At 62.4% G+C, this 21628-nt stretch carries 20 protein-coding genes; 10 read left to right on the top strand and 10 right to left on the bottom strand.

Translation table 11 applies throughout. The features are described 5' to 3' along the window. Positions 1–7 precede the first annotated feature (7 nt). Positions 8–934: a GlxA family transcriptional regulator gene (locus V6765_RS21615; RefSeq protein WP_448432670.1), complete on the top strand. Its 927-nt coding sequence runs from the start codon at positions 8–10 to the stop codon at positions 932–934. 7 nt (positions 935–941) lie between these two features. Here the strand turns inward: V6765_RS21615 and V6765_RS21610 are convergent, their stop codons facing one another. After that, positions 942–1826: an alpha/beta hydrolase gene (locus V6765_RS21610; RefSeq protein ID WP_448432668.1), complete on the bottom strand. Its 885-nt coding sequence runs from the start codon at positions 1824–1826 to the stop codon at positions 942–944. Positions 1827–2283: 457 nt separating this feature from the next. Between V6765_RS21610 and V6765_RS21605 the strand changes: the two genes are divergently transcribed. The 6 genes from V6765_RS21605 to V6765_RS21580 all read left to right on the top strand — a co-directional run bounded on the left by V6765_RS21605 (position 2284) and on the right by V6765_RS21580 (position 8028). After that, entirely contained in the window at positions 2284–3540 is a 1257-nt protein-coding gene (locus tag V6765_RS21605) for an ABC transporter substrate-binding protein (protein WP_448432666.1), read from the top strand. A 105-nt stretch (positions 3541–3645) separates the two neighbouring features. Next, a complete protein-coding gene (locus tag V6765_RS21600) occupies positions 3646–4515 on the top strand; it encodes a carbohydrate ABC transporter permease (RefSeq protein ID WP_448432664.1) in 870 nt (289 codons plus the stop codon). Continuing rightward, positions 4505–5314, top strand: a complete 810-nt coding sequence (locus tag V6765_RS21595; RefSeq protein WP_448432662.1) for a carbohydrate ABC transporter permease — start codon at positions 4505–4507, stop codon at positions 5312–5314. Before V6765_RS21600 ends, V6765_RS21595 begins: the two co-directional genes overlap by 11 nt. Positions 5315–5316: 2 nt before the next feature. Then, complete coding sequence (locus V6765_RS21590; RefSeq protein WP_448432660.1) at positions 5317–6093, top strand: glycerophosphodiester phosphodiesterase family protein; 777 nt, start codon at positions 5317–5319, stop codon at positions 6091–6093. Then, positions 6090–7130 (top strand): ABC transporter ATP-binding protein, encoded by a 1041-nt coding sequence (locus tag V6765_RS21585; protein WP_448432658.1) that lies wholly within the window; start codon positions 6090–6092, stop codon positions 7128–7130. The genes V6765_RS21590 and V6765_RS21585 overlap by 4 nt, the downstream gene beginning before the upstream one ends. Positions 7131–7143: 13 nt before the next feature. Further along, positions 7144–8028: a MurR/RpiR family transcriptional regulator gene (locus V6765_RS21580; protein WP_448432656.1), complete on the top strand. Its 885-nt coding sequence runs from the start codon at positions 7144–7146 to the stop codon at positions 8026–8028. Between the two features lie 214 nt (positions 8029–8242). Here the strand turns inward: V6765_RS21580 and V6765_RS21575 are convergent, their stop codons facing one another. From V6765_RS21575 to V6765_RS21565, 3 genes are all read right to left on the bottom strand, one after another. Next, positions 8243–8743: a ferritin-like domain-containing protein gene (locus V6765_RS21575; RefSeq protein ID WP_448432654.1), complete on the bottom strand. Its 501-nt coding sequence runs from the start codon at positions 8741–8743 to the stop codon at positions 8243–8245. Between the two features lie 215 nt (positions 8744–8958). Further along, positions 8959–10839, bottom strand: coding sequence for a potassium transporter Kup (locus V6765_RS21570; RefSeq protein ID WP_448432652.1), 1881 nt, complete (start codon positions 10837–10839; stop codon positions 8959–8961). A 675-nt stretch (positions 10840–11514) separates the two neighbouring features. Further along, positions 11515–12120, bottom strand: coding sequence for a TetR/AcrR family transcriptional regulator (locus V6765_RS21565; protein ID WP_448432650.1), 606 nt, complete (start codon positions 12118–12120; stop codon positions 11515–11517). 390 nt (positions 12121–12510) lie between these two features. Between V6765_RS21565 and V6765_RS21560 the strand changes: the two genes are divergently transcribed. Then, a complete protein-coding gene (locus V6765_RS21560; protein ID WP_448432648.1) occupies positions 12511–13563 on the top strand; it encodes an NAD-dependent epimerase/dehydratase family protein in 1053 nt (350 codons plus the stop codon). Positions 13564–13690: 127 nt separating this feature from the next. On the opposite strand, the gene V6765_RS21555 is transcribed toward V6765_RS21560, so the two are convergent. Further along, entirely contained in the window at positions 13691–14437 is a 747-nt protein-coding gene (locus V6765_RS21555) for a helix-turn-helix transcriptional regulator (protein ID WP_448432646.1), read from the bottom strand. Between the two features lie 101 nt (positions 14438–14538). Between V6765_RS21555 and V6765_RS21550 the strand changes: the two genes are divergently transcribed. Continuing rightward, a complete protein-coding gene (locus V6765_RS21550) occupies positions 14539–14937 on the top strand; it encodes a VOC family protein (RefSeq protein WP_448432644.1) in 399 nt (132 codons plus the stop codon). A gap of 129 nt (positions 14938–15066) precedes the next feature. On the opposite strand, the gene V6765_RS21545 is transcribed toward V6765_RS21550, so the two are convergent. The 5 genes from V6765_RS21545 to V6765_RS21525 form a co-directional block, all read right to left on the bottom strand. Beyond that, positions 15067–15447 carry an ester cyclase gene (locus V6765_RS21545; RefSeq protein ID WP_448432642.1) on the bottom strand — a complete coding sequence of 127 codons (381 nt, stop codon included), beginning with the start codon at positions 15445–15447 and terminating at the stop codon, positions 15067–15069. A gap of 385 nt (positions 15448–15832) precedes the next feature. Then, the gene (locus V6765_RS21540) at positions 15833–17464 is read right to left on the bottom strand and encodes an alkaline phosphatase family protein (protein ID WP_448432640.1); all 1632 of its coding nucleotides are present in this window, start codon (positions 17462–17464) and stop codon (positions 15833–15835) included. A 142-nt stretch (positions 17465–17606) separates the two neighbouring features. Beyond that, positions 17607–18644: a TRAP transporter substrate-binding protein DctP gene (gene dctP, locus V6765_RS21535; protein WP_448432638.1), complete on the bottom strand. Its 1038-nt coding sequence runs from the start codon at positions 18642–18644 to the stop codon at positions 17607–17609. 32 nt (positions 18645–18676) lie between these two features. Then, positions 18677–19978 (bottom strand): TRAP transporter large permease, encoded by a 1302-nt coding sequence (locus V6765_RS21530; protein WP_448432636.1) that lies wholly within the window; start codon positions 19976–19978, stop codon positions 18677–18679. Continuing rightward, a complete protein-coding gene (locus V6765_RS21525; RefSeq protein WP_448432634.1) occupies positions 19975–20445 on the bottom strand; it encodes a TRAP transporter small permease in 471 nt (156 codons plus the stop codon). Before V6765_RS21525 ends, V6765_RS21530 begins: the two co-directional genes overlap by 4 nt. 146 nt (positions 20446–20591) lie before the next feature. Here V6765_RS21525 and V6765_RS21520 point away from each other — a divergent pair, with 146 nt between their 5' ends. Beyond that, positions 20592–21527, top strand: coding sequence for a LysR family transcriptional regulator (locus V6765_RS21520; protein ID WP_448432632.1), 936 nt, complete (start codon positions 20592–20594; stop codon positions 21525–21527). Positions 21528–21628 lie beyond the last annotated feature (101 nt).

Genomic DNA, 21628 nt, shown 5'->3' with positions numbered 1-21628 from the left:
TCGCCCCATGAACGTCACATTCCTGCTCCTTGATGGCTTTTCGAACCTGGTCTTCTCCTGTCTTCTCGAACCGCTTCGCATGGTTCACGATCTTTATCGGGAAGATATCAGATGGCAGGTCATCAGCGCTGACGACGCGCCGGTTGAGAGCTCGTCGCACCTGCTGCTCATCCCCACGGCAAAGCGCGAGGACATCGAGGCTTCCGATCTTCTGGTCATCGTCTCCAGCAACGGCTACCGCCAGCATCCGACGCCTGAAAACCAGCGCCTCGTGATGGCGCTCGCCCGACAGAGCCGCTACGTTATAGGCGCGGACGCCGGCGCCTGGATGCTCGCCTCGACCGGCCTCCTGGACGATCTGACGGCAACGCTGCACTGGTCGGTAATCAGCGAATTTGCGGAGACCTTTCCGGACGTTCACGTCAGCCAGGCAAGCTACGTCAAGGAAGGACGGCTGTGGAGCTGCGGCGGCGCCTCGACGGCGCTGGAACTGATTCTCGCCTTCATCACCGAGGAGTTTGGCGCGGCCAGAGCGTTCATGGTGTCATCCATGTTCATGCATGATGCAAGCCCGCAGCGCGACGGCGCGCGCATGCCGACGGCGCTTTCCGTGCCAGGTCGCAGCAAGATGGACGCCATCATCAACATCATGGTGGAAACGATCGAAAATCCGCTTTCTCTCAGCGCGCTTGCCGAGCGCGCCCACATGTCGACCCGCACCCTCAACCGGCTGTTCAAGGCCGAGCTCGGCATGTCGCCGGGGCAGTATTACCAGAACATCAGGCTGGCCCACGCCCGCGAAATGGCGGAAAACACGGCGCTGGGCCTGCGCGAAATCGCGATCCGCTCCGGCTATTCGAACGCCCCCGCCCTCAGCAAGGCCTTTCGCAAGGCCTATGGTCACCCGCTGCGCAAGATCGAAACGAAGCCGTGACCGGCCTTCAGCCGCCATGGCATAGGAGCGAGAGCCGCTCCGTGATCCGCCGGAACATATCCGCCGCCCTCTGGCTGCGGTGGCGGGCCCGCAGCCAGCCATGCACCAGCCCTCGCCCCGTCTCGACCTCAACGGTGGCGCCGACGGCTTGCGCGGCGGCCTGATAACGCAGCGCATCATCGTGCAGCGGATCGCATTCGGCGGGATAGATGAAGGTCGGCGGCAGGCGGGTGAGATCGCCGGACCGCGGCGTGGCGCCTGGATCATCCGGCGTGCCGCCGCGCACATCGCCATAGCCGCGCAACTCGTCGCGGGAAAGCAGCGGCGCATGGGCGTGGGTCTCGAAGCTTCCGCCCTCCGGCGCGAAGCCGAGCGAGGGATAGATCAGCACCTGCCCGGCAAGCGCCGGCCCCATCCACGTTCCGGCCACGCAGGCGCAGAGCGACGCGCCGGCACTATCGCCGCAAAGCACAAGCCGGTGCGCCTCCGCAAGCGCGCGCACGACGGACATCGCATCATCATAGGCGGCCGGATGGCGATGCTCCGGCGCCAGCCTGTAGGCGACGGACACCACCTGAGCGCCGGTCGCGACGGCAATTTCCGCGCAAACATCGTCATGGCTCTCCAGCCCGCCCAGCACAAAGCCGCCGCCATGGGCATAGACAATCACCGTATCGGTCTCTGCCCCATAAAAGCGAACCGGCACGCTGGCGACCGTCCCGTCAAGAACCGTAAGCCCTACCGGTCGTCCGGCATGAAAATGCGCCGCCATGCGATTGTAAGCCGCCCGCTGCCCGTCCCAGTCGTCACCCTTCAGGTCCGAAGGGTAGAAGGCCACTGTTTCATCGACGAAGGCGAGAATGGCCTGGTCCAGATAAGTCGTATAGTCCACGAAGACGCTCCCTCGGCTGCAGGGATCGTTAGCCCATCTGCCCATCGGCAAACAAGTTCTGATCGAACAGGCGGCCGGGAAAGGCCGTTTCCAGCGCATCCATGGACCGGTATTATGGGCGCATATACCAGCGCCGGCTTCGCCGCGCTCGCCGCCAATCCGGAAGCCGACCGATCATATGCAAGCAGTTGAAAAATGAGGCGCGCTTTCGGGCGGCCACGGGCCTGCGGACCTAGGGGACCGCACCTGCCTCTGGCCTGGCGGAAGGATTCTCCACACATAGCCGGAGGCCCAACCCGGAGAATGCCTCGCCCCCTTGAGCGCCGACGATGCGAAGCCGGGACCCAGGCTTGCCTTTGTTGTCAAAGCTTCATCTTCCATTCATCGGACTGTCGTCATGGCAGAATAATTGCAAGAAGCCATCACACTGCAATTATGATTGCAAAGGATCATCCCCATGAACAGACTTTCCGCATGCCTTCTCGCCGGCGCACTTACCCTGACGGCATCCGCTGCTTTCGCGGCCGAGACCACCGTCGAATTCTGGCACAGCTTCGCCGACGATCGCGAAAACGGCAAAGCCCTTGCCGAGATCATCGACAATTTCGAAGCCGCGAACCCCGACGTCCATATCGATGCCCAGTTCATCGGCAATTACAACGACATCGTCGCCAAGCTCCAGGCGGCCATTCCGGCCCGCCGCGCGCCTGACGCGGTGATTATGGAGGTCACCCGCTACGGCCTGTTCGCCGATCGCGGCGTGCTTGAAGATCTTTCCGAACAGCTCGCCAACGATCCGCTTTCCGGCGATCTCTTCGACTTCGCCCGCGAGGTCGGCGTCTATCAGGACAAGAACTACATCATCCCGTTCAACTCCTCGACGCCTGTTCTCTACGTCAACAAGGACGTTTTCGAGAAGGCCGGCTACGCCGAGCTGCCGCCGCTCGTCACCTATGACGACATCAAGTCCGCCGCCTCGAAGATCACCGATACTCTGGGCGGTGAAGATGTCATGGGCATGACGTCCCCGGGCCAGTTCGCCCGCTGGGGCCTGATCATGTCGAACGACAGCGACCTGATCGACTCCAAGTCCGGCGACATTCTCATCGACAGCCCGAACACGGTCGAAGCCTACGAGTGGATGGCCTCGCTGGTGAAGGACGGCGTCGCCTCGCCTGACGGCGTCACGGAGGAATCGACCGACAAGCAGATCTTCCTCTCCGGCCACGCCGGCATGATGATGAACTCGACCGGCGACTACGGCGACGTCAACAAGGCGCTCGGCGATAGCGTCGTCGTGCTGCCCATGCCCTGCAACAAGGTCTGCTCGGTTCCGATCGGCGGCGCCGGCATCGGCATCCTGTCCTCCGCCGATGAGGATGTGAAGGACGCGGCCTACAAGTTCATCTCGTTCGCGGCCAACCCGGAATCGAACGCGATCTGGTTTGCCGCGACCGGCTACATGCCGATCAACAAGAAGACCGCTGACCAGCCGCGTGCGGCCGAAGCGATCGCCAACGAAGAGGGCATCACGGTTGCCATCGACCAGCTCGACTTCGCCCGCGGCCGTCCGCGCCCGCCGGTCGTCACCTGGATGCGCGCCAACGAATACGACGTCTGGCAGGCCATGGCGCTCGGCACCAAGGACGTGCAGCCGGCGCTTGAGGACTTCGCCGCCCGCACCCGCGAAGAGGCGACCCGCCTTTCCAACTAAGCCCTGAATTCAGGTCATCCCAAAGGCCCGTGCGCCCATCCCGGCGCGCGGGCCGAACCGCAACCGGCCTGCCGCCCTGTCCGTGACGGCCAAGGAAGCCCGCTTATGCTGCGCAAGCTGACACCCTATCTCTTCGTCCTGCCGCTGATGCTGTTCATCGCGGTGTTCACCTATATCCCGATCGTCACCAGCGTCGATCTCAGTTTCCGCCAGTGGGACTTCATGTCGGCCGACAAGCCCTTTGTCGGCTTCGACAATTACCGGGTCCTGTTCCGCTCGGATGCGTTCTGGAATTCGCTGTGGGTCACGACCGTCTTCGCCGTCATCTCCGTGCCGATCCGGCTCGGCCTGGCACTCTGGTTTGCAAGCGCACTGACCCGCGAGACGTTTGCCCGGCGCATCCTGCGCGGCGCCCTGTTCCTGCCGTCCGTGACCTCGACGGTCTCCATCGCCGTGGTGTTCTCCTGGGTGTTCGCCACCGATTTCGGGATGATGAACGGCCTTCTCGGCATGGTCGGCATCGACAAGGTGCGGTGGATGCAGAACCCGGACCTGGCGCTCGGCGTGCTGATCTTCATCAACACCTGGAAACAGCTCGGCTATGACGTGGTCATCTATATTGCCGGCCTGCAGGCGATCCCGCAGGAGCTCTACGACGCCGCTGCCGTCGACGGCGGCAGGAAGGCGCATGTGTTCCGCCGGGTCACCTTTCCCCTCGTCATGCCGACCACCTACTTCCTGCTGGTCATTTCGGTGATCGAGGCTTTCCAGGTGTTCACACTTGTCGACGTCATGACCAAGGGCGGGCCGGCGGGCGCCACCGACCTTCTCGTCAACCGGCTCTACCAGATCGGCTTCACCCTCTTCGATATCGGCCAGGGCTCGGCGCTCGCGGTCCTGCTGTTCATCCTTCTGGTGGGGCTTGCCGTGTTCAAGTCGCGCGTCCTCGGACGGAGGGTTCATTATGAAGCCTGACAACCCCATCCTCTCCGGCCTCGCCCTTGTCGCCGGCCTGCTCTTCCTGTCGCCGGTGCTCTATTCGATCTGGATGTCGTTCCAGACCTCGACGGCCTACTATACCGGCACGGTGCATTTCACCCTCATCAACTACGAGGTCGCTGTCGGCCAGTACAATTTCGCCCGCTATCTGTTCAACAGCATCATCGTTTCCGGCGCGGTCACCGTCATCGGCACGGCCTTCGCCACGATGGCGGCCTTCGCCTTCGCCCGCTTCACCTTCCCCGGCAACAACCTGCTGTTTGCCGCAACGGTGGCGACGCTGATGATCCCGAGCCATATCAGCCTCATCCCGAACTATCTGACCCTTGCCGATGCCGGCCTGCTGGACACCTATGCCGGGCTGATCCTGCCGGCGATCTCGAACGGCTTCGCCGCCTTCTTCCTCCGGCAATATATCCGCGGCATTCCGCGTGCGCTCGATGAGGCCGCCTATATGGATGGCGCGACGCCCATGAAAGTGCTGTGGCGCGTGATCGTGCCGATCGCCAAGCCCGCCATCCTTTCGATGGGGCTCTACATCTTCATCGGCGAGTGGAACAACTACATCTGGCCGCTGGTCGCCACCAGCCGCGAGAACCTCTACACCCTGCAGGTCGGCCTCGCCCATCTCTACCGCCTCAACCCCGGCGAAGGCCTCATCGACTGGCCGCTGGTGATGGCCGCCTCCACCATCTCGCTCCTTCCGGTGATCCTCGGCTTCGTCCTCGTCGAACGCCACCTGATCCGCGGCATCACCATGGGCGCCGTGAAATAAACATGACCATGACTGGAAAGACCACAGTGACACGCATTGCATCCCATCGCGGCGGTACGCTCGAGTTCGGCGACAGCACCTGGGCGGGTTTCACCGCGACAGCGGCCATGGCCGTCGACGAGGTCGAGTTCGACCTGCACCCGACCGCCGACGGCCGCATCATCGTCCATCACGACGCGACCCTCGACCGCACCACCGATACCTGCGGCGTGATTGCGGCGATGACGGCCGCCGAGGTGCGCGCTGCGGTCGTCGACCATACCGGCGCCGGGTTCCGCCATCCGCTCTACGTCGAGGAGCTCTGCGCCATCTTCGCCGAAAGCCCCGTCGCCTTCCGCTGCGAGATCAAGCCCGGCCACGACGGTCGCCCCTATCCCGGTTTCGTGCCGAAAGCCATCGCCGCGCTCGATGCCGGCGGAAAGCTTGCCACCGCGACCTTCTCCTCCTTCCTGCTCGACACGCTGACAGACCTTGCCGCAGCCACAGAACGGCCGGCGCTGTGGCTGGTCTCGCCCGCGATCCTCACCCAGCTCGGCGCGCGCGGCGTGATCGAAATCGCTCGGCTGCGCGGCATTACCGAAATCGGCGTCAACATCGATACCGCCAGCAACGCGTTGAAGGCGATGGTGGAAAAGGCCGGCCTCGGCTTCGGCTGCTGGGCCGCACATACCCGACCACAGATCGAAAAGGCCTTCGATCTCGGCGTCAAGGTGTTCACCACCGACCGCCCGACCCTTGCCCTTTCCATCCGTAATGCCCGCCAGGAGACAAGACCATGAGCCGCATTACACTGAAGAATATCCGCAAATCCTATGATCGCGGGCCGACCGTGCTGCACGGCGTGTCGATGGATATCGCCCCCGGCGAATTCATCGTCATCGTCGGCCCCTCCGGCTGCGGCAAGTCGACATTACTGCGCCTGATCGCGGGGCTCGAAACCTGCCGCGAGGGCGACATCATCCTCGGCGGCAAACGCTCCAACGACATCGCCCCGCAGGACCGCGACATCGCGATGATCTTCCAGAACTACGCGCTCTATCCGCACATGACGGTGCGGGAAAACATCGCCTTCGGACTGGAACTGCGCGGCATGCCGAAGAAGGCGCGCAACGCCAGGGCTGAGGACGTTGCCCGCACGCTGCAGCTCGAGCCCTATCTTGACCGCAAGCCCGCAGCCCTTTCCGGCGGCCAGCGCCAGCGCGTCGCCATGGGCCGGGCAATCGCCCGCGAGACCTCGACCTTCCTGATGGACGAGCCGCTCTCGAACCTCGACAACGCGCTGCGCGTCGTCATGCGCCGCGAGATCAAGGAACTGCACAAGACGCTGAAGGCCACGATCATCTATGTCACTCACGACCAGACCGAGGCGCTGTCGCTTGCCGACCGGATCGCCGTGATGAAGGACGGCCACCTGCAGCAGTTCGACACGCCCGAGGCGATCTACGACCGACCGGCGAACCGCTTCGTCGCCTCCTTCATCGGCGCGCCGGAAATGAACTTCCTCGAAGCCGCCAAGCTGAAGAGCGCCGGCATTCCGTCTGACCTGACCATAGGCCTGCGTTCGGACGCGCTGACGCTGGTCGGCTCGAAACCCGCGGGCACCGCGCTTCCCGCCAGCGTCACCCTGAGCGAAATGACGGGCTCGGACGTCGTGCTCCATTGCGAGACGCCGGCCGGCCGGGTTACGCTGACCGCCCACCGCAGCGCGCTTCCCGCCGATCTCGATGATTGCTGGATCGCCTGCGACATGAAGGCCGCGCATTTCTTCGACAGCGAGACCGGCGCGCGCCGTGAATTCGCCGTTCAGGAAGGCTGACACCGGGCAGGACATGGACAGAGCAGATGATATTCCCCAACACCTGAGTGAGCTCGTGGCGATCAATGCCGGGCGGCTGACGGCGGCCGATACCCGCCTCCTCGACGTGCTGATGCAGAACCCGATGCGGGCCGCGCTTGAAAACGGCCGCGAGATTTCAAACCGTGCCGGGCTTCACCCCTCCTCCGCCGTCCGTCTGGCGCGCCGGCTCGGCTTCGACGGCTATCCCGAGTTCCGCACCTTCCTGCAGAACAGCCTGGTCGACGAGGGCGAGGATTTCGACAATGGCGCCGCCCGCGTGGCAGCCCGGCTGCTGCGCGCCGATGAGGGCGCCCTCGTCTCCTCTGTCATCGACAGCGAGATTGCCGCCCTTGAGACCGCTCGAAAAGCGGTCAATGACGGCCAGATCCGGCGGTTTTCCGAGACCGTTCGCGATTGCCGGCGGATCTTCGTGGTCGGTCTCGGCCACTTCGGCGCGCTCGCCCACCTGGTGAACCTCCGCCTGAACCGCTCCGGCTACAACGCCACCGACCTGACGGCAACGCCGAACCTGATGCGCGAAACGCTGATGACCATGGCGGAAGACGACGTGCTCTGGCTCTTCGCCTTCCGCAGCCCACCGCCGCTGATGCATGATATTCGCGCCGTGGCGGCCGACCGCGGCGCAACGACGCTCGCCATTACCGATGTCGCCGGCGGCCGGTTCAACCCGCCGCCGGATCATCACATCACGGTCTCGCGCGGCGCGCTTGGCCAGTCGCAATCGCTCGTCGTGCCCATGACCGTCGCCAACACCGTGATCCTCGACCTCGCCGCGATCGACAATGGCCGGTCGATCAAGGCCATCGAACAGTTCGACCGCTTCCGCGAGGAAGGCCCGCCATTCAGCTGGGGCTGAGGATTGCTTTCGACCTCCGATCTAAGAGTATCCGTCTTGGTCAAGCTGGCTTTTTGACCAAGACGGATACTCTAGCGGCATCGGCTTTCTCGTTTCGGCAAAAAAGTTGCGCTCCAAAACAGCCGCTATGGGACCGTAACCTGACAGGCAGGTCTCCAAAGCGTCAGGGGCCGCACCATCTTTCGTACGGCCCCTTTCCGGTTGCGAACAAAATTCAGGACGCGGCGTCCTTGTTGACCCCGCCCTTCGTGGCGATCTCTGTCATGCGGCGGTCGCCGTCATAGGTCTGGTCGAGACAATTCTGCAAAATCGCCGCGTCACCGTCCAGACCGAGGCGGTTGGCGAAGGCGGCCAGCGTGCCGTAGCCCGCAAGTGCGTAATGTACCATGCGCTGGTATTGTGGGATGATGGCGGCGTCGCGCACGTCAGCGTCCGTGATCTCATCGGACAGGCCATGCTTGCGCGCTTCCTTCACGAGGCCTTCCATACCCTTGCAATGCTCCGCGTTTGGCTTGATGCCGTGATCATTGCACAGCTTTTCTATCTGGGCGATACCGTCGGCAATGCCGTTGCCGCCATCGATAAGCGCCTCGGACAAATCCTCGTCCTTTGCGGCGCGGCCGAGCTCGGTCACGACGGGCAGGCACTGCGTGTTCGCGCTCCAGATGTCCTGCAGCTGGTCGAGGTAGATGTCTTTGAGCGAGTTCATAGCCATGTCGGAATCCTTTGTTCTGTTTAGTCCCCCAACGGGTGGCGCCATCGAAAGTTCCTCTGCTCGACATGGCTTGGCGGTATTGAATAGCCCCGCCAATTATAGAAAACTTCGTGTCTGGATATGGGGACAGGCGACGATCATGGGAAATCGATTGCTCCATCTAACGCTTCGAAGTTGATTGGCGCGCCGACCACGCTCCAGGCTCGCGGAGCAAGTCAGATTTCTATCTGCATGCCGAGTTCGACCACTTTTTCAGGCGGCAGTTTGTAGAAAGCCGTCGCCCTGACAGCGTTGCGCGTCAGCACCGCAAACAACTTCTCCTGCCAGCGGCGCAGGAAGGAGGCATCCTGAGAGGGAATGATCGTCTCGTGTCCGACGAAATAGGTCACGTGATCGAGATCGATGCTGTCGTCGATCTCGCCGAGAAGCCTGAGCGCGACCGGGATATTCGGTGACTGCATGAACCCGTAATGCGCGTGCACCACCGAGAAATTCTGCCCGAGATCCTTGACCTCGAGCCGCTGGCGGGCGTTGACCTTCGGCACCTCCTCGCTTTCCACATGCAGGAGAATGATCCGCTCGTGAAGCACCGGCAGATGCCAGAACTGGTGCAGGAGCGCCGGCGGCACGTGCGGCAGCGACGCCGTCAGGAAAACCGCCGTTCCAGGGACCCGCGGGACGTTCTTGTGACGGAGTTCGTCCAGGAACGCATCCATATATTGTCCGTTCCGGTTCAGATAGGTGATGAGCCGGCCACGTCCGGATGCCCAGGTTCGCATGATGATGAAGATGCCCGCACCGACCGCCAGAGGAAGCCACCCGCCGTCCATGATCTTGAGGCTGTTGGCCGCCAGAAAGGTCAGGTCAATCAGGGCAAGACAGATTATGAGCGGCAGGACGAAGCGGGCTTTCCACTTCCACCGGTAAACCATCACGAAATAGAGCAGGATCGTGGTGATCACCATGGTCGTGCTGACGGCAATGCCATAGGCCGCCGCGAGGTTTTCCGAACTGCGGAACGCCAGCACCAGCGCCACGGTGGAAACGGCCAGGAACAGATTGATCGAGGGCACATAGATCTGCCCTGTTTCTTCCGCGGAGGTCTGGCGGATCTCGACGCGGGGGAACTGCCCGAGTTGGACCGCCTGGCGGGTCAGCGAAAACGCCCCCGAAATCACGGCCTGGGACGCGATGATGGTCGCGGCCGTCGCAAGCAGCACCAGCGGAATGCGCAGGAAGCCGGGAGCCAGGCCATAGAACGTTTGTCCCGCATGGGCGCTGTCGGACAGCACCAGCGCGCCCTGCCCGAAATAGTTGATCACGAGGCAGGGAAAGACACAGGCAAACCAGGCGAGCCTGATCGGCGGGCGGCCGAAATGGCCCATATCGGCGTAAAGCGCCTCGCATCCGGTGACGGCAAGGAACACAGCGCCCATCACCATCGCCGTGACCCCCGGCCTCGCGATGCCGAATTCCACCGCATAAAGCGGACTGAGCGCCTTCAGCACGACGGGGTGCTGAATGATCTGCGCGAGGCCGAGCAGGGCGATCACCAGGAACCAGACGAGCATGACCGGTCCGAACAGCACCGCGACGCGGGCCGTGCCGCGCCATTGCACGGAAAAGAGCCCGAGCAGGATCACGATGGTGATCGGGACGACAAAGTCGGCGATCGTCGGTTCGATCGTCTGGATGCCTTCGACGGCGCTCAGCACGGAAATCGCCGGCGTGATCATGCCATCGCCATAGAGAAGGGCGGCGCCGAACAGACCGATCACCAGCAGAACGCCTTTGCCCCTGCGCGATGCTCCGCGCCAGGGCTGGAGGAGTGCGAGAAGCGCGAGAACCCCGCCTTCGCCATGATTGTCGGCGCGCATGACCAGCAGCAGGTATTTGAGGGAGACGACAATCACCAGCGACCAGACGATCATCGACAGAATGCCGAGCACCGATATCTCGTCCGGCGTCGCCATGCCGAGCGCCGTGCGGAAGGCATAGAGAGGGCTCGTGCCAATATCGCCATAGACGATGCCAAGCGCCGAAACCGACAAAGCCGCCATCCCTGCCGGCTGTTTTTCGTCCTGCCCAGTCGCCACCGTCCCGCCTCCCGAGAAATACGCGCGACCCATTCGACGCGGTTTTGTGATGGTTTCAGATTTTCCGCGAATATCCAATGGGAAGCGAGACAAACATGTCACACGCCGCAACGGCCCCGGGTTCCACGCCCTTCAATGGCAGATCCGCGAAATGAGTCCCGTTGGCTTATTCTTGATGTTCTTGACGGACGAACAGCCGTCGGCACTCGTCTTCCAGGACAGCAGCTTCGTGAGGGACGGGCAATCCATTTGAACGGCGGCATGATCACCAATGGACGGTTTGCCGACCGCTGTCCGCGGAGCCGCAGCATGGCCGGATCGCGAGGATCGCTGCCAATGGCTGCGCGTCGAAGGTCGCCACCTGCTTCGGCACAAAGTCCGCGCCTTTATGTCGGCGGCTTCTCCACGCTGCGCAAAGATGGCCGCCTTGTCGACACCGCGCCTCAAGGCATCGTTACCGCGCGGAAGAGACAGTTGGAATCTTCTCACCGACATTGGTGTGACACAGCCGGTGTTGATGGGCAGCGCCAGATAGCAATCGAACCATCAACCCCGCATTTCAGAAGGTCTTCTGAAAACAAAACGCCCGGGCAAGCCAAGCGCTTGGCTATCCGCAATGGCCCGTAAAATGGCGCGCTGTCTGTCGGCTTGAATAGCCCGATGTCCGCCTGCGCATTATCGGGTCTGGGTGGTTGCCGCAAAAGCTAAAACCAAGGCATCGATCACCGCCTGAAGTCTCGGCTCCATGTCGAGCCCGGCACGGACCGCTTGTTCCACGTGAGCGGGATGGACGAAGACCGTGACCGCGTCGCGCACGACACCGGCGGCAACGTTGACATCCCGGATGTGGAATTCGCCACGTTTCACGCCATCCTCCAGCACCTGCCGGACCAGAGCGGTCATGCGGCGCCCGTAATCAGCGACGAGATCCGGGCGCTCCGTCACGATCCGACGGTAGAGGCCATGGATTTCAGGGTCATCACCGAGCTTGGCCCGCTTGCTGCGGTGGAGCGCCAGAACAAGGCCGCGAAGCCGCTCTGCCGCCGGGCCTTCGGCCTTTGCGAAGCGGGTCGCCAGGTCAGCCTCCTCGTCCATGGTGCGCGCAGCGAGGGCGTCGAAGATCTCCGCTTTCGACTGGAAGTGCCGGTAGATCGCCGAATGCGACAGACCCATGGCCTTGGCGATGTCGACGACGTTGGTCTTGGCCTCGCCGAAACGGCGGACTTGTTCGGCCGCCGTGTCGAGGATGCGGTCACGGGGATCGGAGACGGTGTTTTCCATGCGCGATTCCTAGAGCCCTTCAGGCTTAAATGGAAGCGTTCTGCGGCAAGGAATTTGCGCCAGGACCAAGGGCTTTGGCGCAGGGCATAGCCGAAGCTATGTCCAAGCCGAAGACCGCCGGTAATGGCGCAAATTCATGCCGCCCTTCGGGTTTGCCGAAACCGGCCCTCCACTTTGTCGAAGCCCTTCGCCATAGCTATGGCTATGCCGCGCGGGCTTCTTCGCGTGGAATGACCGGTTTGGGCAAACAGAACTGTTTCCATTTAAGCATGAAGGGCTCTAGTCGATCCAATGGGGTTGGGCAATAAGTAACATATTTCATATTTTGTATTGTGTAACATTCGGCGCTGTGGCACCTTGCCTGGCACAAACGACATCCAGGAGATCGTCATGAGCCAGTTGCCCTCCCCGTCCCGCCTTGCCCTCGTCACCGGCGGATCCGGCTTCGTCGGCAAACATCTCATCCGCCGTCTGCTCTCGGACGGCTGGCGTGTCCGCGCGCTCGGCCGCAGCGCCAAAGCCTTGGCGCAGGTTCAGGCTTCGGGCGCTGAACCCGTCATGGCCGATCTTTCGGACCCTGAAGCGCTCACATCTGCCATGGACGGAGTCGAGGTCGTGTTTCACGTCGCGGCACATTTCAAGCTCTGGGGCCCAATGGCCATGTTCCGCCGGATCAACGTCGACGGCACACGCAACATCGTCGCAGCGTCCGAGCGGTCCGGCGTGCGCCGCATAGTCTATGTCAGTGCCGCAGCCGTCGTCATGGGTCGCCCCGAACCGATGCGTGGCGTGAGCGAGGACGCGGCCTTGCACCGGATGCCATTTGCCCCCTACGCGGCCTCCAAGGCCGAGGCAGAGGAAATTCTTCTCGCCGCGAATGGACGCCGCGACGGCTTCTCGACGGTGGCGATCCGCCCGCCCTTTATCTGGGGCCCGGACATGCCGATGCTTGACCATATGGTCGAGACCGTCCGCGCGGGGCAGTTTCAATGGGTTGCAGGCGGCGGGCAGGCGATGTCCACCTGCCATGTCGACAATTTGTGCCATGCCCTGCTCCTTGCCGCCGATCACGGATCAGGCGGAGAAGCCTGGTTTGTGAGCGACGGCGAGGATACGACGTTGAAGTCGTTCCTGACCCGCCTTCTCGACAGCCGCGGCGTAACAGCGAAGGAGCGCAACGTGCCGTTCGGCGTCGCCTGGGCAATGGCCGGGCTAATCGGCACGGCCTGGCGGGTCTTCCGCCGCGAAGGCGAGCCGCCGATCACCCGGCAGATGCTGCGGCTGATCGGCAAGGATTTCACCATCGACATCCGCCGTGCGCGAGAGGAGCTTGGCTACGCACCGGTGATCTCGCCGGCTGAAGGCATCCGCGAGATGCGCACGAGCGTCGTCAATCAGCAAGGTGCTGCGATGCAAAGCACGCACATGGCGGCCGTCTCCTGAGCCTTGCGTTGTAGGAACTGTACAAGGAACATGCGGGCGCATCGACAACGTCTTCACGTCAGGCGCTTGGACCAGAAGCGAGGCTTCGTTCGCTGCGCAGAAGCATCGGTCGCAGATTGTCTTGTGATCAACTGTCAGACTGCGATTTCTTGGGTGATTGCAGGTGTTCGGAGTTCAGCGCAAGTTTTCTCCGCTCCTCCTCGCGCCACGTTAACCACTGCGCCCTCAATTTGCCGCGCGACACACCGATGACCTCGTCAAGCACCTCCACGCGCGCCATACGCTCCGTTCGAAAATGCCGGAAGGCCTGCCGGCGCTCGCACCATGCGATCAGAAGGCTGTGCCGATCGGCATAGCCGAGAAGGACGGGCCAGACGATCCGGGTGGTGTTCACCCCATCGGCCGAACGATATTCGATCTTCAGCTTATGCCCGTCCCTGATCGCAGCCCTGAGCGGCCGCGTGTCTTGAGAGCCCGCAAGTTCATCAACGTCCGCCCTGATGCCGACGGCAGGCTGGGCGATATAGGGAAGAAACGTCTCGGGCACCACTGATGTGATCTTTGCCAACACATCGTCAGCCGCGGTGTCCAGCGCTGCGTCGCCGAGTTTTTTGACCATCTTAAGCCCGAGCATCACGGCCTCGATCTCGTCGGGTGTCAGCATCAGCGGCGGCATGTCATACCCGGCATCGAGAACGTAACCGAGGCCGGCTTCGCCATCGATCGGCACGCGCTGCCCAATCAGATGCGCGACATCACGATAGACGGTGCGTTTGGAGACTTCGAGCTCTTCAGCAATGGCGGAGGCGGTGACGGGTCGCGTCGAGCGCCGAAGAATCTGGATGATCTGAAAAAGACGTTCCGCTTTTCGCATGCCTGGTGACTCCTGCTGCCACAAGGGTGTCAGCATGGCTATGTCAGAAATCAAGGGCAGCAACAACGCCTTCAAGACAATCGTTTCAAAAGGAACAGCTCATGAAATTCGCCTCCACCCGCCTCATTGCCTCCGACATCGCCGCAATGGTCGCCTTCTACGAATTGGTAACGGGCTATCAGGGCGACTGGCTCGCCCCGGTCTTCGCCGAGATTGTCACCCCCGGGGCAACCCTCGCAATCGGCAGCGCGGCGACCGTCGCCCTGTTCAAGGAAGGCAGCGCGGAGCCGAGTGCCAACCGCACAGCCATTCTCGAATTCATGGTCGCCGATGTGGACGCCGAGTTCGAACGTCTGAAAGACCTCGTTGAAATCATTCATGAGCCCAAGGACATGCCGTGGGGCAACCGCTCCATGCAGATGGCCGATCCCGAAGGCACCCGCGTAGCGCTCTACACGCCCGTGACGGATGCCGCGAAGGCGCGGTTTGCCGGGCGATGAGAGAAAACGGAATGGGACCGGGCATAGGCTGTCGGGTTTCGGCGATCAAGACCCGGAAAACGGTCGCCATCGCGACTGTTTAGTCGCATCGGCGTCCGGCCCCAACCGGTCATTGTCGCAAAAGGCGGTTCAAGCGATCTGACGTTCGATCGCGGTTTTATCGATCGCGGAGAACACAACGGCTATCTTGCCGCCCTTCACCTCGTAGAACACGTTTTCTGCGAAGGAAATGCGCCGGCCATTGATCTTCAAGCCAAGGAAATCGCCCTTTGGTGAGCAATCAAACATCAACCTTGCCGCAATAAGGGGTGGGTCGCATGCCAGACGATCTATGACGAAATGCAGGTCGGGGATGTCCTCGAAGTCTTTGACCAGCATCGAGCGGTAGCCTGACAGCCCAAACGACCGACCATTGTGTTTGACATCATCGGAAACGTACCGCCCCAGCTCATCCCAATCTCGTCGATTCAGGCAACCTATGTAGGCGTGATAGAATTCTTGCAGCGTCATGTTGAAGATACCATTCGTTCAATCCCTTTTCCGTCGTATGGACCAAGACGTGAGGGGTTCACTTTGCTATTCGCTCGCACCATGCGTCGAAAGGTTCGCCACGGTAAGAGTAATCTCCTCGCGTTTTGCTGCAGACGCAAGGTTCGGTGTTGACGCGCAAAAGCTGCCACTTTGAACAGTTGAGGAGCACACAAGCAGCGCCGCCAGCGCGCCAAAGATGTCCTCCGGTAAGCGGCCACGAAGCCGCCGTCGACCTGAGGCCGTCTGTGTGGCATCGAGCGAGCAGCGCGCATTCGGATAAGCGCCTGCCGTGCGCGCTGCCACACTTGAGGCGACCGGTTGGGCAAACAGAGCCGCTTCCATTTCAGCCCTGGAGGGCTCACACCTAGGGACGGTCCGCGAACGGTTTTCCGAATTCGGCCTCGAATTCCTGTTCATCCCAGAAGCCGATCAGGATGCCGGGCGGCTCCCTGCCCGTCATCGCCTCGATGCGATCGGGAGACAGGGTGATGCGGTTATGGTGCTGCCGTGACCAGGCGAACAGGGCCTGCGACATGGTCGCCCGCTGCAAGACGTGCTCTTCCTGTTGGCTTCCGCCCAGATCGTTCAGCTCCAGCGGGTCCGCCTCAAGGTCGAACAGCATCGGCCGGAAGCCTTCGGCATGCACGTACTTCCAGCGCTGATCGCGTATCATGATCAGCCGCGCATCTTCCTGCGGGTTGCCGATGATCTTTCGCGCCTCGCGGGTCGCATAGTCATACTCCGAGATCGCGTAGCGGCGCCATGTCTGCGTCGGTCCCGTCTTGTGGAGCAGCGGATCGAGCGGCCGCCCCTCCATGATGTGCGGCTTGTCCTTGCCGCCGAAGAACCGGAGGAAGGTGGGCGCGAGATCGATCGATTCCACAAGCTCCTCGCAGACCGTGCCGCGCGTGGCATCGGCCTCACGGCGCGGGTCATAGACGATGAGCGGCACGCGCACGGACTGGTCGTGAAACAGGTCCTTCTCGCCCATCCAGTGATCGCCGAGATAATCGCCATGGTCGGAGGTGAACACGATCATCGTATTGTCCATCAGGCTGCGTTCTTCCATCCAGGAAAACAGAATGCCCATCTGGTCGTCGATCTGCTTGATCAGCCCCATATAGGCCGGGATCACCCGCTCGCGCACCTCGTCGCGCGCGAATGTCCTGCAGATGCGCGATTCGAGATAGGCCCGAAACACCGGATGGTCCGTCTCCTTCTCGGCGTCGGACCGAATCGGCGGGACGACGTGCTCCTTGCCATACATGTCATGGTAGGGCGCGGGCACGATATAGGGCCAGTGCGGCTTGATGAAGGACAGGTGGCAGAGCCAAGGTTGGTCTCCGGCCTGCGCCATGAAATCCATCGCGCGCCGGGTCATATAGGGCGTTTCCGAAAGCTCTTCCGGAATGTCCGCCGGCAGGTTGGAGTATTTCAGCAGCCAGCCCGAAAGCCGCTCGCCATCCTCTCCAAGCGCCGCGTTGGCGTGCTCTTCCCAGGGGTTGTCGCTGTCGATGCCCGCTTCGCGCAACGCATCCTGATAGGCAACATCCGGGTCGTAGGGACCGTAAGGGTGCATGCCGTCATCGCGTTCGAACGGTTCGAAGCCGCACTCGGAGATGTGTATCCCGATCGTGGATTGCGGGTCTATGCCGAGCCATTCCATGCCCTGTTCGTCGGCGACCATGTGGGTCTTGCCGACGATTGCCGGGCGCACGCCGATCTCGCGCAGATGATCGCCCAGGGTCGGTTCGCCCACGCGGAGCGGAAAGCCGTTCCATGTCGAGCCATGCGAACGGCAATAGCGCCCGGTATAGCTCGACATGCGTGACGGCCCGCAGAACGGCGACTGCACATAGGCCTTGTTGAACCGGACGCCCCGCGCGGCAAGCCGATCGAGGTTCGGCGTCTTCAGGTGCGGGTGTCCGTAGCAGGAGAGGTAGTCCCAGCGAAGCTGGTCTGCCATGATCCAGAGGACGTTTCGGGGTTTTGTCATGATGGACTCGCTTCCAGAGCGGTTCCGCCTTTCGCGGAAACGCGGAACCGCTCACTTTCTATGTTTTTATGCAGTACCGGACGGTGAACCTTTGTCCGCTTCACCTGGCATTAATCTGAGGAACACCGCTCTCCGCGGTTTGTCATTTTGACAGGCGAACCACTTCGGACTTGTAGAAGTCGAGAGCCGCCGCGCCGTCGATCCCCTTGGCATTGGCCGACTCGATCCATTTATCGGACCAGGTTTGTCCCGCCGCCGTCAGCTCCGCTTCTAACGCCTCCGGCGCCTCGATCACCTCGATCTTTTCTTCCCGCTCGGCCAGCGCCTTTTCCTCGATTCCGGTCCAGATGCTGCCGGCGCGCTCGGCGAAGGCGGCGCCCGACAGCGCGCGGATCTTCTCCTGATCGGCCGGGTCGATCTTTGCCCAGGTGTCGTCATTGATGAAGAACGAGAAGGTGGGCGTGTTGATCTTCAGGCGGGTAACGGTCGCCGATTTCGCCGAGGGCATCACGTTGAACGCCACGGCATCGGACGCCGGAATGCCGACGAAACCGTCGACCACGCCGCGCTGGATGAGTTCGGTCATCTGAACCGCCGGGCCGGCGACCACGGCCGAGCCTGCCTGCTTCAGGATTTCCGCCGTCGCGCCCGGCGTCGCCCACATCTTCATCGACTTCATGTCTTCGAGCGAGCGAATAGGCTCATCCGTCAGGGAATAGAAATCGGCGCCCGGCGCCACGAACAGACCGAGGAGCTCGACACCGTCATATTCGTCGTTGGAAGACAGGTATTTCTCGTAGGTGTTCCACAGCGCCAGCGAATTGGCCCGCCCGTCGGAAACGCCGGTGAACGGAAGCTGCGAAACCTGCGTTCCGGTGACTTCGTTCTCGATGAACCCGTTCATCTGGATCGCGGCGTCGAAGACGCCGGCGCGCGCCGATATCAGCTGCTCGGGCGGCGGCGCCATGGTCTGCGGCAGGATGGCAACGCGGACGCGGGAATCGGTCGCCTCCGTGACATCCTTCGCCCAGCCGCCAAGTACGTCCTGACAGATGAAGTGCTGGGGCGGAAAGAAGCAATTCAGCAAGATCCGCGTCTGTGCGCTCGCCGTTTGGGTAACGGCCCCCGTGAGGGCCATGGCGCCCGCGAGGGCGCATGCCAGTCTGGTCGTCGTGTTCATGTTGTTCCTCCCGTTTCGATTTATTGTTCAGGTTATGGCGTATTGGCGAAGTCCGGCAGCACGGTTGCGATGGCCGGAAACACCAAAATGAGAACGAGCACCGCGATGAGCGCCGCCACGAACGGCATCACCCCGACGAAGATGCTTGCAAGCCGGACGTCCGACATCACGCTTCGCACCACGAAGACATTCATTCCGATGGGCGGCGTGATGAGGCCGAGCTCGGTGACCATGACCACGACGATGCCGAACCAGATCAGATCGACATCGGCGGCGATCAGCGCGGGCAGGAAGACCGGCACGATCAGGAGAAGGATGCCGAGCGATTCGAAGATCATCCCGAGCAGCAGGGCGATCAGCGCGATGCTGGCCACCAGACCGAGGGGGCTGAGCCCCATATCCTCGACAAGGAACATCAGGTCGAAGGGCATGCCGGACAGATTGATGAACTGCGCGAAAACCAGCGTGCCGAAAATGATCATGAACAATGCCGCCGTCGTCACAGCCGCCTCGACCAGGATCTCGACCCAGACGGACAGGGAGCGCAGGCTTCCGCGCGCGAAGGCGATTGCCGCCGCGCCGGTCGCGCCGATGCCCGCGGCCTCGGTCGGCGTGAATATGCTGGCGTAAATGCCGCCGAGCACGAAGACGAAGAGAAGCAGCACGGCGATCACCGAACCGCCCGCGCCGCGTTTGCGCGCGGCCGGTGCGCCCGTTCTTGCGGGGCCGGCTTGCGGGTTCAGCGTCGTCCAGATCGCGACCGTCAGCAGAAAGGCGGTGACGAGAAGCAGCCCCGGCAGGATGCCGGCAATGAACAAGGTGCCGATGTCCTGTTCCGCGATGATGCCGTAGATCACCAGCGGAACCGAGGGCGGGATCATGATGCCCAGGGTACCTCCCGCCGCGATCGTGCCGGTGGCAAGACGATCCGAGTAGCGGTAGGCGCGCATCGACGGCAGCGCCACCCGCGTCATGGTGGCGGCCGTCGCCAGCGAGGAGCCGCAGACGGCAGAGAAGGCGGCGCAGGCAAGCACTGTTGATTGCGCCAGACCGCCGCGAAGGTGGCCGAGCCTAGCGTGGGCGGCTTCGTACAGGTCCGTGGATATGTCGGCGCGGTAGATAAAGGCGCCCATGAGGACGAACAGCGGGATGATGGAGAGGTTGTAGTTCGTCGCCGTCTCGATGATCTGGCTGCCGGTCATGGTCAGCGCGGCCCCGAGCCCGCGCTGCAGGGCAAAGCCGGCAACGCCCACGAAAAGGGTCGCGAAGCCGACGCGGACACCGAAGAAACAGAGAAGCAGTACAATCGCGAAACCGATGAGCGCTGTCGTCATTTCTTGCGCACCGACGTGGTTATTTGCAGTCCGGCGGCGACGGCGCAGAGCACCGCACCGGGCAGAGACATCCAGGCGCTTGAGAATTCGAGAACGACCGTCACGCGTCCCATGCGGATCGCATCGACCCCGTTGCGCGCCAGCTCGACGCTTATCAGGAGGAGGCCGATGGTCGAGACGGCGCCGATGACGATGTCGCGCGAGCGGCCGAACATCCGCGACAGCGGCTGGTCGAACACGTCAACCGCGATGTGCTGGTCCTGATGGGAAACAAGCCCCATGGCGCTGAAAATGGTGATGGCCAGCATGACCTGGATGATTTCGGCCGCGCCGTAGATCGGCGCCGAAAAAAGGTAGCGGCCGACCACATCGGCAAAGGTGACCGCCATCATGGCGAACAGAAAGAGCGCGGTTATACCCCGCAGCAATCTGAGGTCCCAGCGCGTCCTGGAAACGTCTGCTTTCATCTGGCGATATCCTCCCGGAACATCCGCCAGGTCTCCTCCCCCACGAATGTCCGTGTTCAGACTGCAGGAGTCTAAAAATTCTTGCAAATTGTATAATCGCAAGTTTTTATTCCCTTATGGAATATTAAAAACAGCCAGGAGCGCGCGTGAAGCTCGACCCCCGCCACCTCATTCTTTTTGCGACACTCGTGGAACAGGGGTCATTTTCGCGCGCGGCGCGGGTCCTGGGAATTGCCCAGCCGGCGGTCAGCAAGACGGTTGCCGCGCTTGAAGCGCGCCTTGGACAGGCCCTGTTGTTGCGGCGAGGCAGGCCGCTCGAGCCGACCGAGACCGGCAGGCAGCTGGCCGCCAGCGGCAGGCAGTTGCGGACGATCGTGGAGGACGCCTCGCAGAAGGCGCAGATGATCAAGCAGGGGCGGCTCGGGCGCCTGCGCGTCGGGGCGCCGCCGTTCTTCTGCGAGGACGTGCTTGCCCAACTCGTGCTGCGTTTCCATGATGAGAACCCGCTTGTCAGCTTCGAACTGGAGACGGGCTACGCGCCCGAACTGCGTGATCGCGTGTTCGAGCGGAAACTGGATATCGCTCTGGTTCCGATGGCAACGACCGGCACCTCGGACGGCATGCCCCAGAGCCACCTCATGGATGTCACCCATGCGATCGTCGCCCGGCAGGAGTATCGCCTGCCGACGGATATCAGCCTGCGCCAGTTTTTCGACGAGGCGCTCTGGCTCGACCACGCCGGCGAGAGCATTCTGCAGAGCTACGCCCTCAACGCCTTCACCCGGATGGGCGTGACGCGCCGCGAAAGCGTTTCTTCCGTCAAATCCGGCAATGCGCTGTTCAACATGCTGCTGTCGATCGACTCGCTTGCCGTCCTGCCGATCGTCACCGTGCTCCCGCATCTTCGATCGCAACGGCTGAAGATCGTGTCGATTCCGGCGGAAATGCCGATCGTTCCCTTCGGCCTCATCACCCACAACGCAATCGAATCGACGCCGCTCCTAAAAGCCTTCCGCACCCTTGTCGAAAACGCGTTCGAGGATCTGGCAAGGGACGCGGCCGCAGTCGCGAGCCGGTTCTGAGCGACACTTGCGGCGCTCCGGCCGAGCCTGTCCGTTCGGTTGCTTGAGGATTTCCGGTGAAAACCGGATCACCGGAAATCCTCTATCTTTTTATTACGCGC

The organism is Martelella sp. FOR1707, assembly GCF_053484265.1.
This window is presented reverse-complemented; position numbering and strand designations above follow the sequence as displayed.

What these genes read in the sequence shown, in the direction of transcription:
- V6765_RS21615 (WP_448432670.1), top strand. Translation starts at nt 8, where the DNA reads ATGAACGTCACATTCCTGCTCCTTGATGGCTTTTCGAACCTGGTCTTC.
- V6765_RS21605 (WP_448432666.1), top strand. Translation starts at nt 2,284, where the DNA reads ATGAACAGACTTTCCGCATGCCTTCTCGCCGGCGCACTTACCCTGACG.
- V6765_RS21600 (WP_448432664.1), top strand. Translation starts at nt 3,646, where the DNA reads ATGCTGCGCAAGCTGACACCCTATCTCTTCGTCCTGCCGCTGATGCTG.
- V6765_RS21595 (WP_448432662.1), top strand. Translation starts at nt 4,505, where the DNA reads ATGAAGCCTGACAACCCCATCCTCTCCGGCCTCGCCCTTGTCGCCGGC.
- V6765_RS21590 (WP_448432660.1), top strand. Translation starts at nt 5,317, where the DNA reads ATGACCATGACTGGAAAGACCACAGTGACACGCATTGCATCCCATCGC.
- V6765_RS21585 (WP_448432658.1), top strand. Translation starts at nt 6,090, where the DNA reads ATGAGCCGCATTACACTGAAGAATATCCGCAAATCCTATGATCGCGGG.
- V6765_RS21580 (WP_448432656.1), top strand. Translation starts at nt 7,144, where the DNA reads ATGGACAGAGCAGATGATATTCCCCAACACCTGAGTGAGCTCGTGGCG.
- V6765_RS21575 (WP_448432654.1), bottom strand. Translation starts at nt 8,743, where the DNA reads ATGGCTATGAACTCGCTCAAAGACATCTACCTCGACCAGCTGCAGGAC.
- V6765_RS21565 (WP_448432650.1), bottom strand. Translation starts at nt 12,120, where the DNA reads ATGGAAAACACCGTCTCCGATCCCCGTGACCGCATCCTCGACACGGCG.
- V6765_RS21560 (WP_448432648.1), top strand. Translation starts at nt 12,511, where the DNA reads ATGAGCCAGTTGCCCTCCCCGTCCCGCCTTGCCCTCGTCACCGGCGGA.
- V6765_RS21555 (WP_448432646.1), bottom strand. Translation starts at nt 14,437, where the DNA reads ATGCGAAAAGCGGAACGTCTTTTTCAGATCATCCAGATTCTTCGGCGC.
- V6765_RS21550 (WP_448432644.1), top strand. Translation starts at nt 14,539, where the DNA reads ATGAAATTCGCCTCCACCCGCCTCATTGCCTCCGACATCGCCGCAATG.
- V6765_RS21545 (WP_448432642.1), bottom strand. Translation starts at nt 15,447, where the DNA reads ATGACGCTGCAAGAATTCTATCACGCCTACATAGGTTGCCTGAATCGA.
- V6765_RS21540 (WP_448432640.1), bottom strand. Translation starts at nt 17,464, where the DNA reads ATGACAAAACCCCGAAACGTCCTCTGGATCATGGCAGACCAGCTTCGC.
- dctP (WP_448432638.1), bottom strand. Translation starts at nt 18,644, where the DNA reads ATGAACACGACGACCAGACTGGCATGCGCCCTCGCGGGCGCCATGGCC.
- V6765_RS21530 (WP_448432636.1), bottom strand. Translation starts at nt 19,978, where the DNA reads ATGACGACAGCGCTCATCGGTTTCGCGATTGTACTGCTTCTCTGTTTC.
- V6765_RS21525 (WP_448432634.1), bottom strand. Translation starts at nt 20,445, where the DNA reads ATGAAAGCAGACGTTTCCAGGACGCGCTGGGACCTCAGATTGCTGCGG.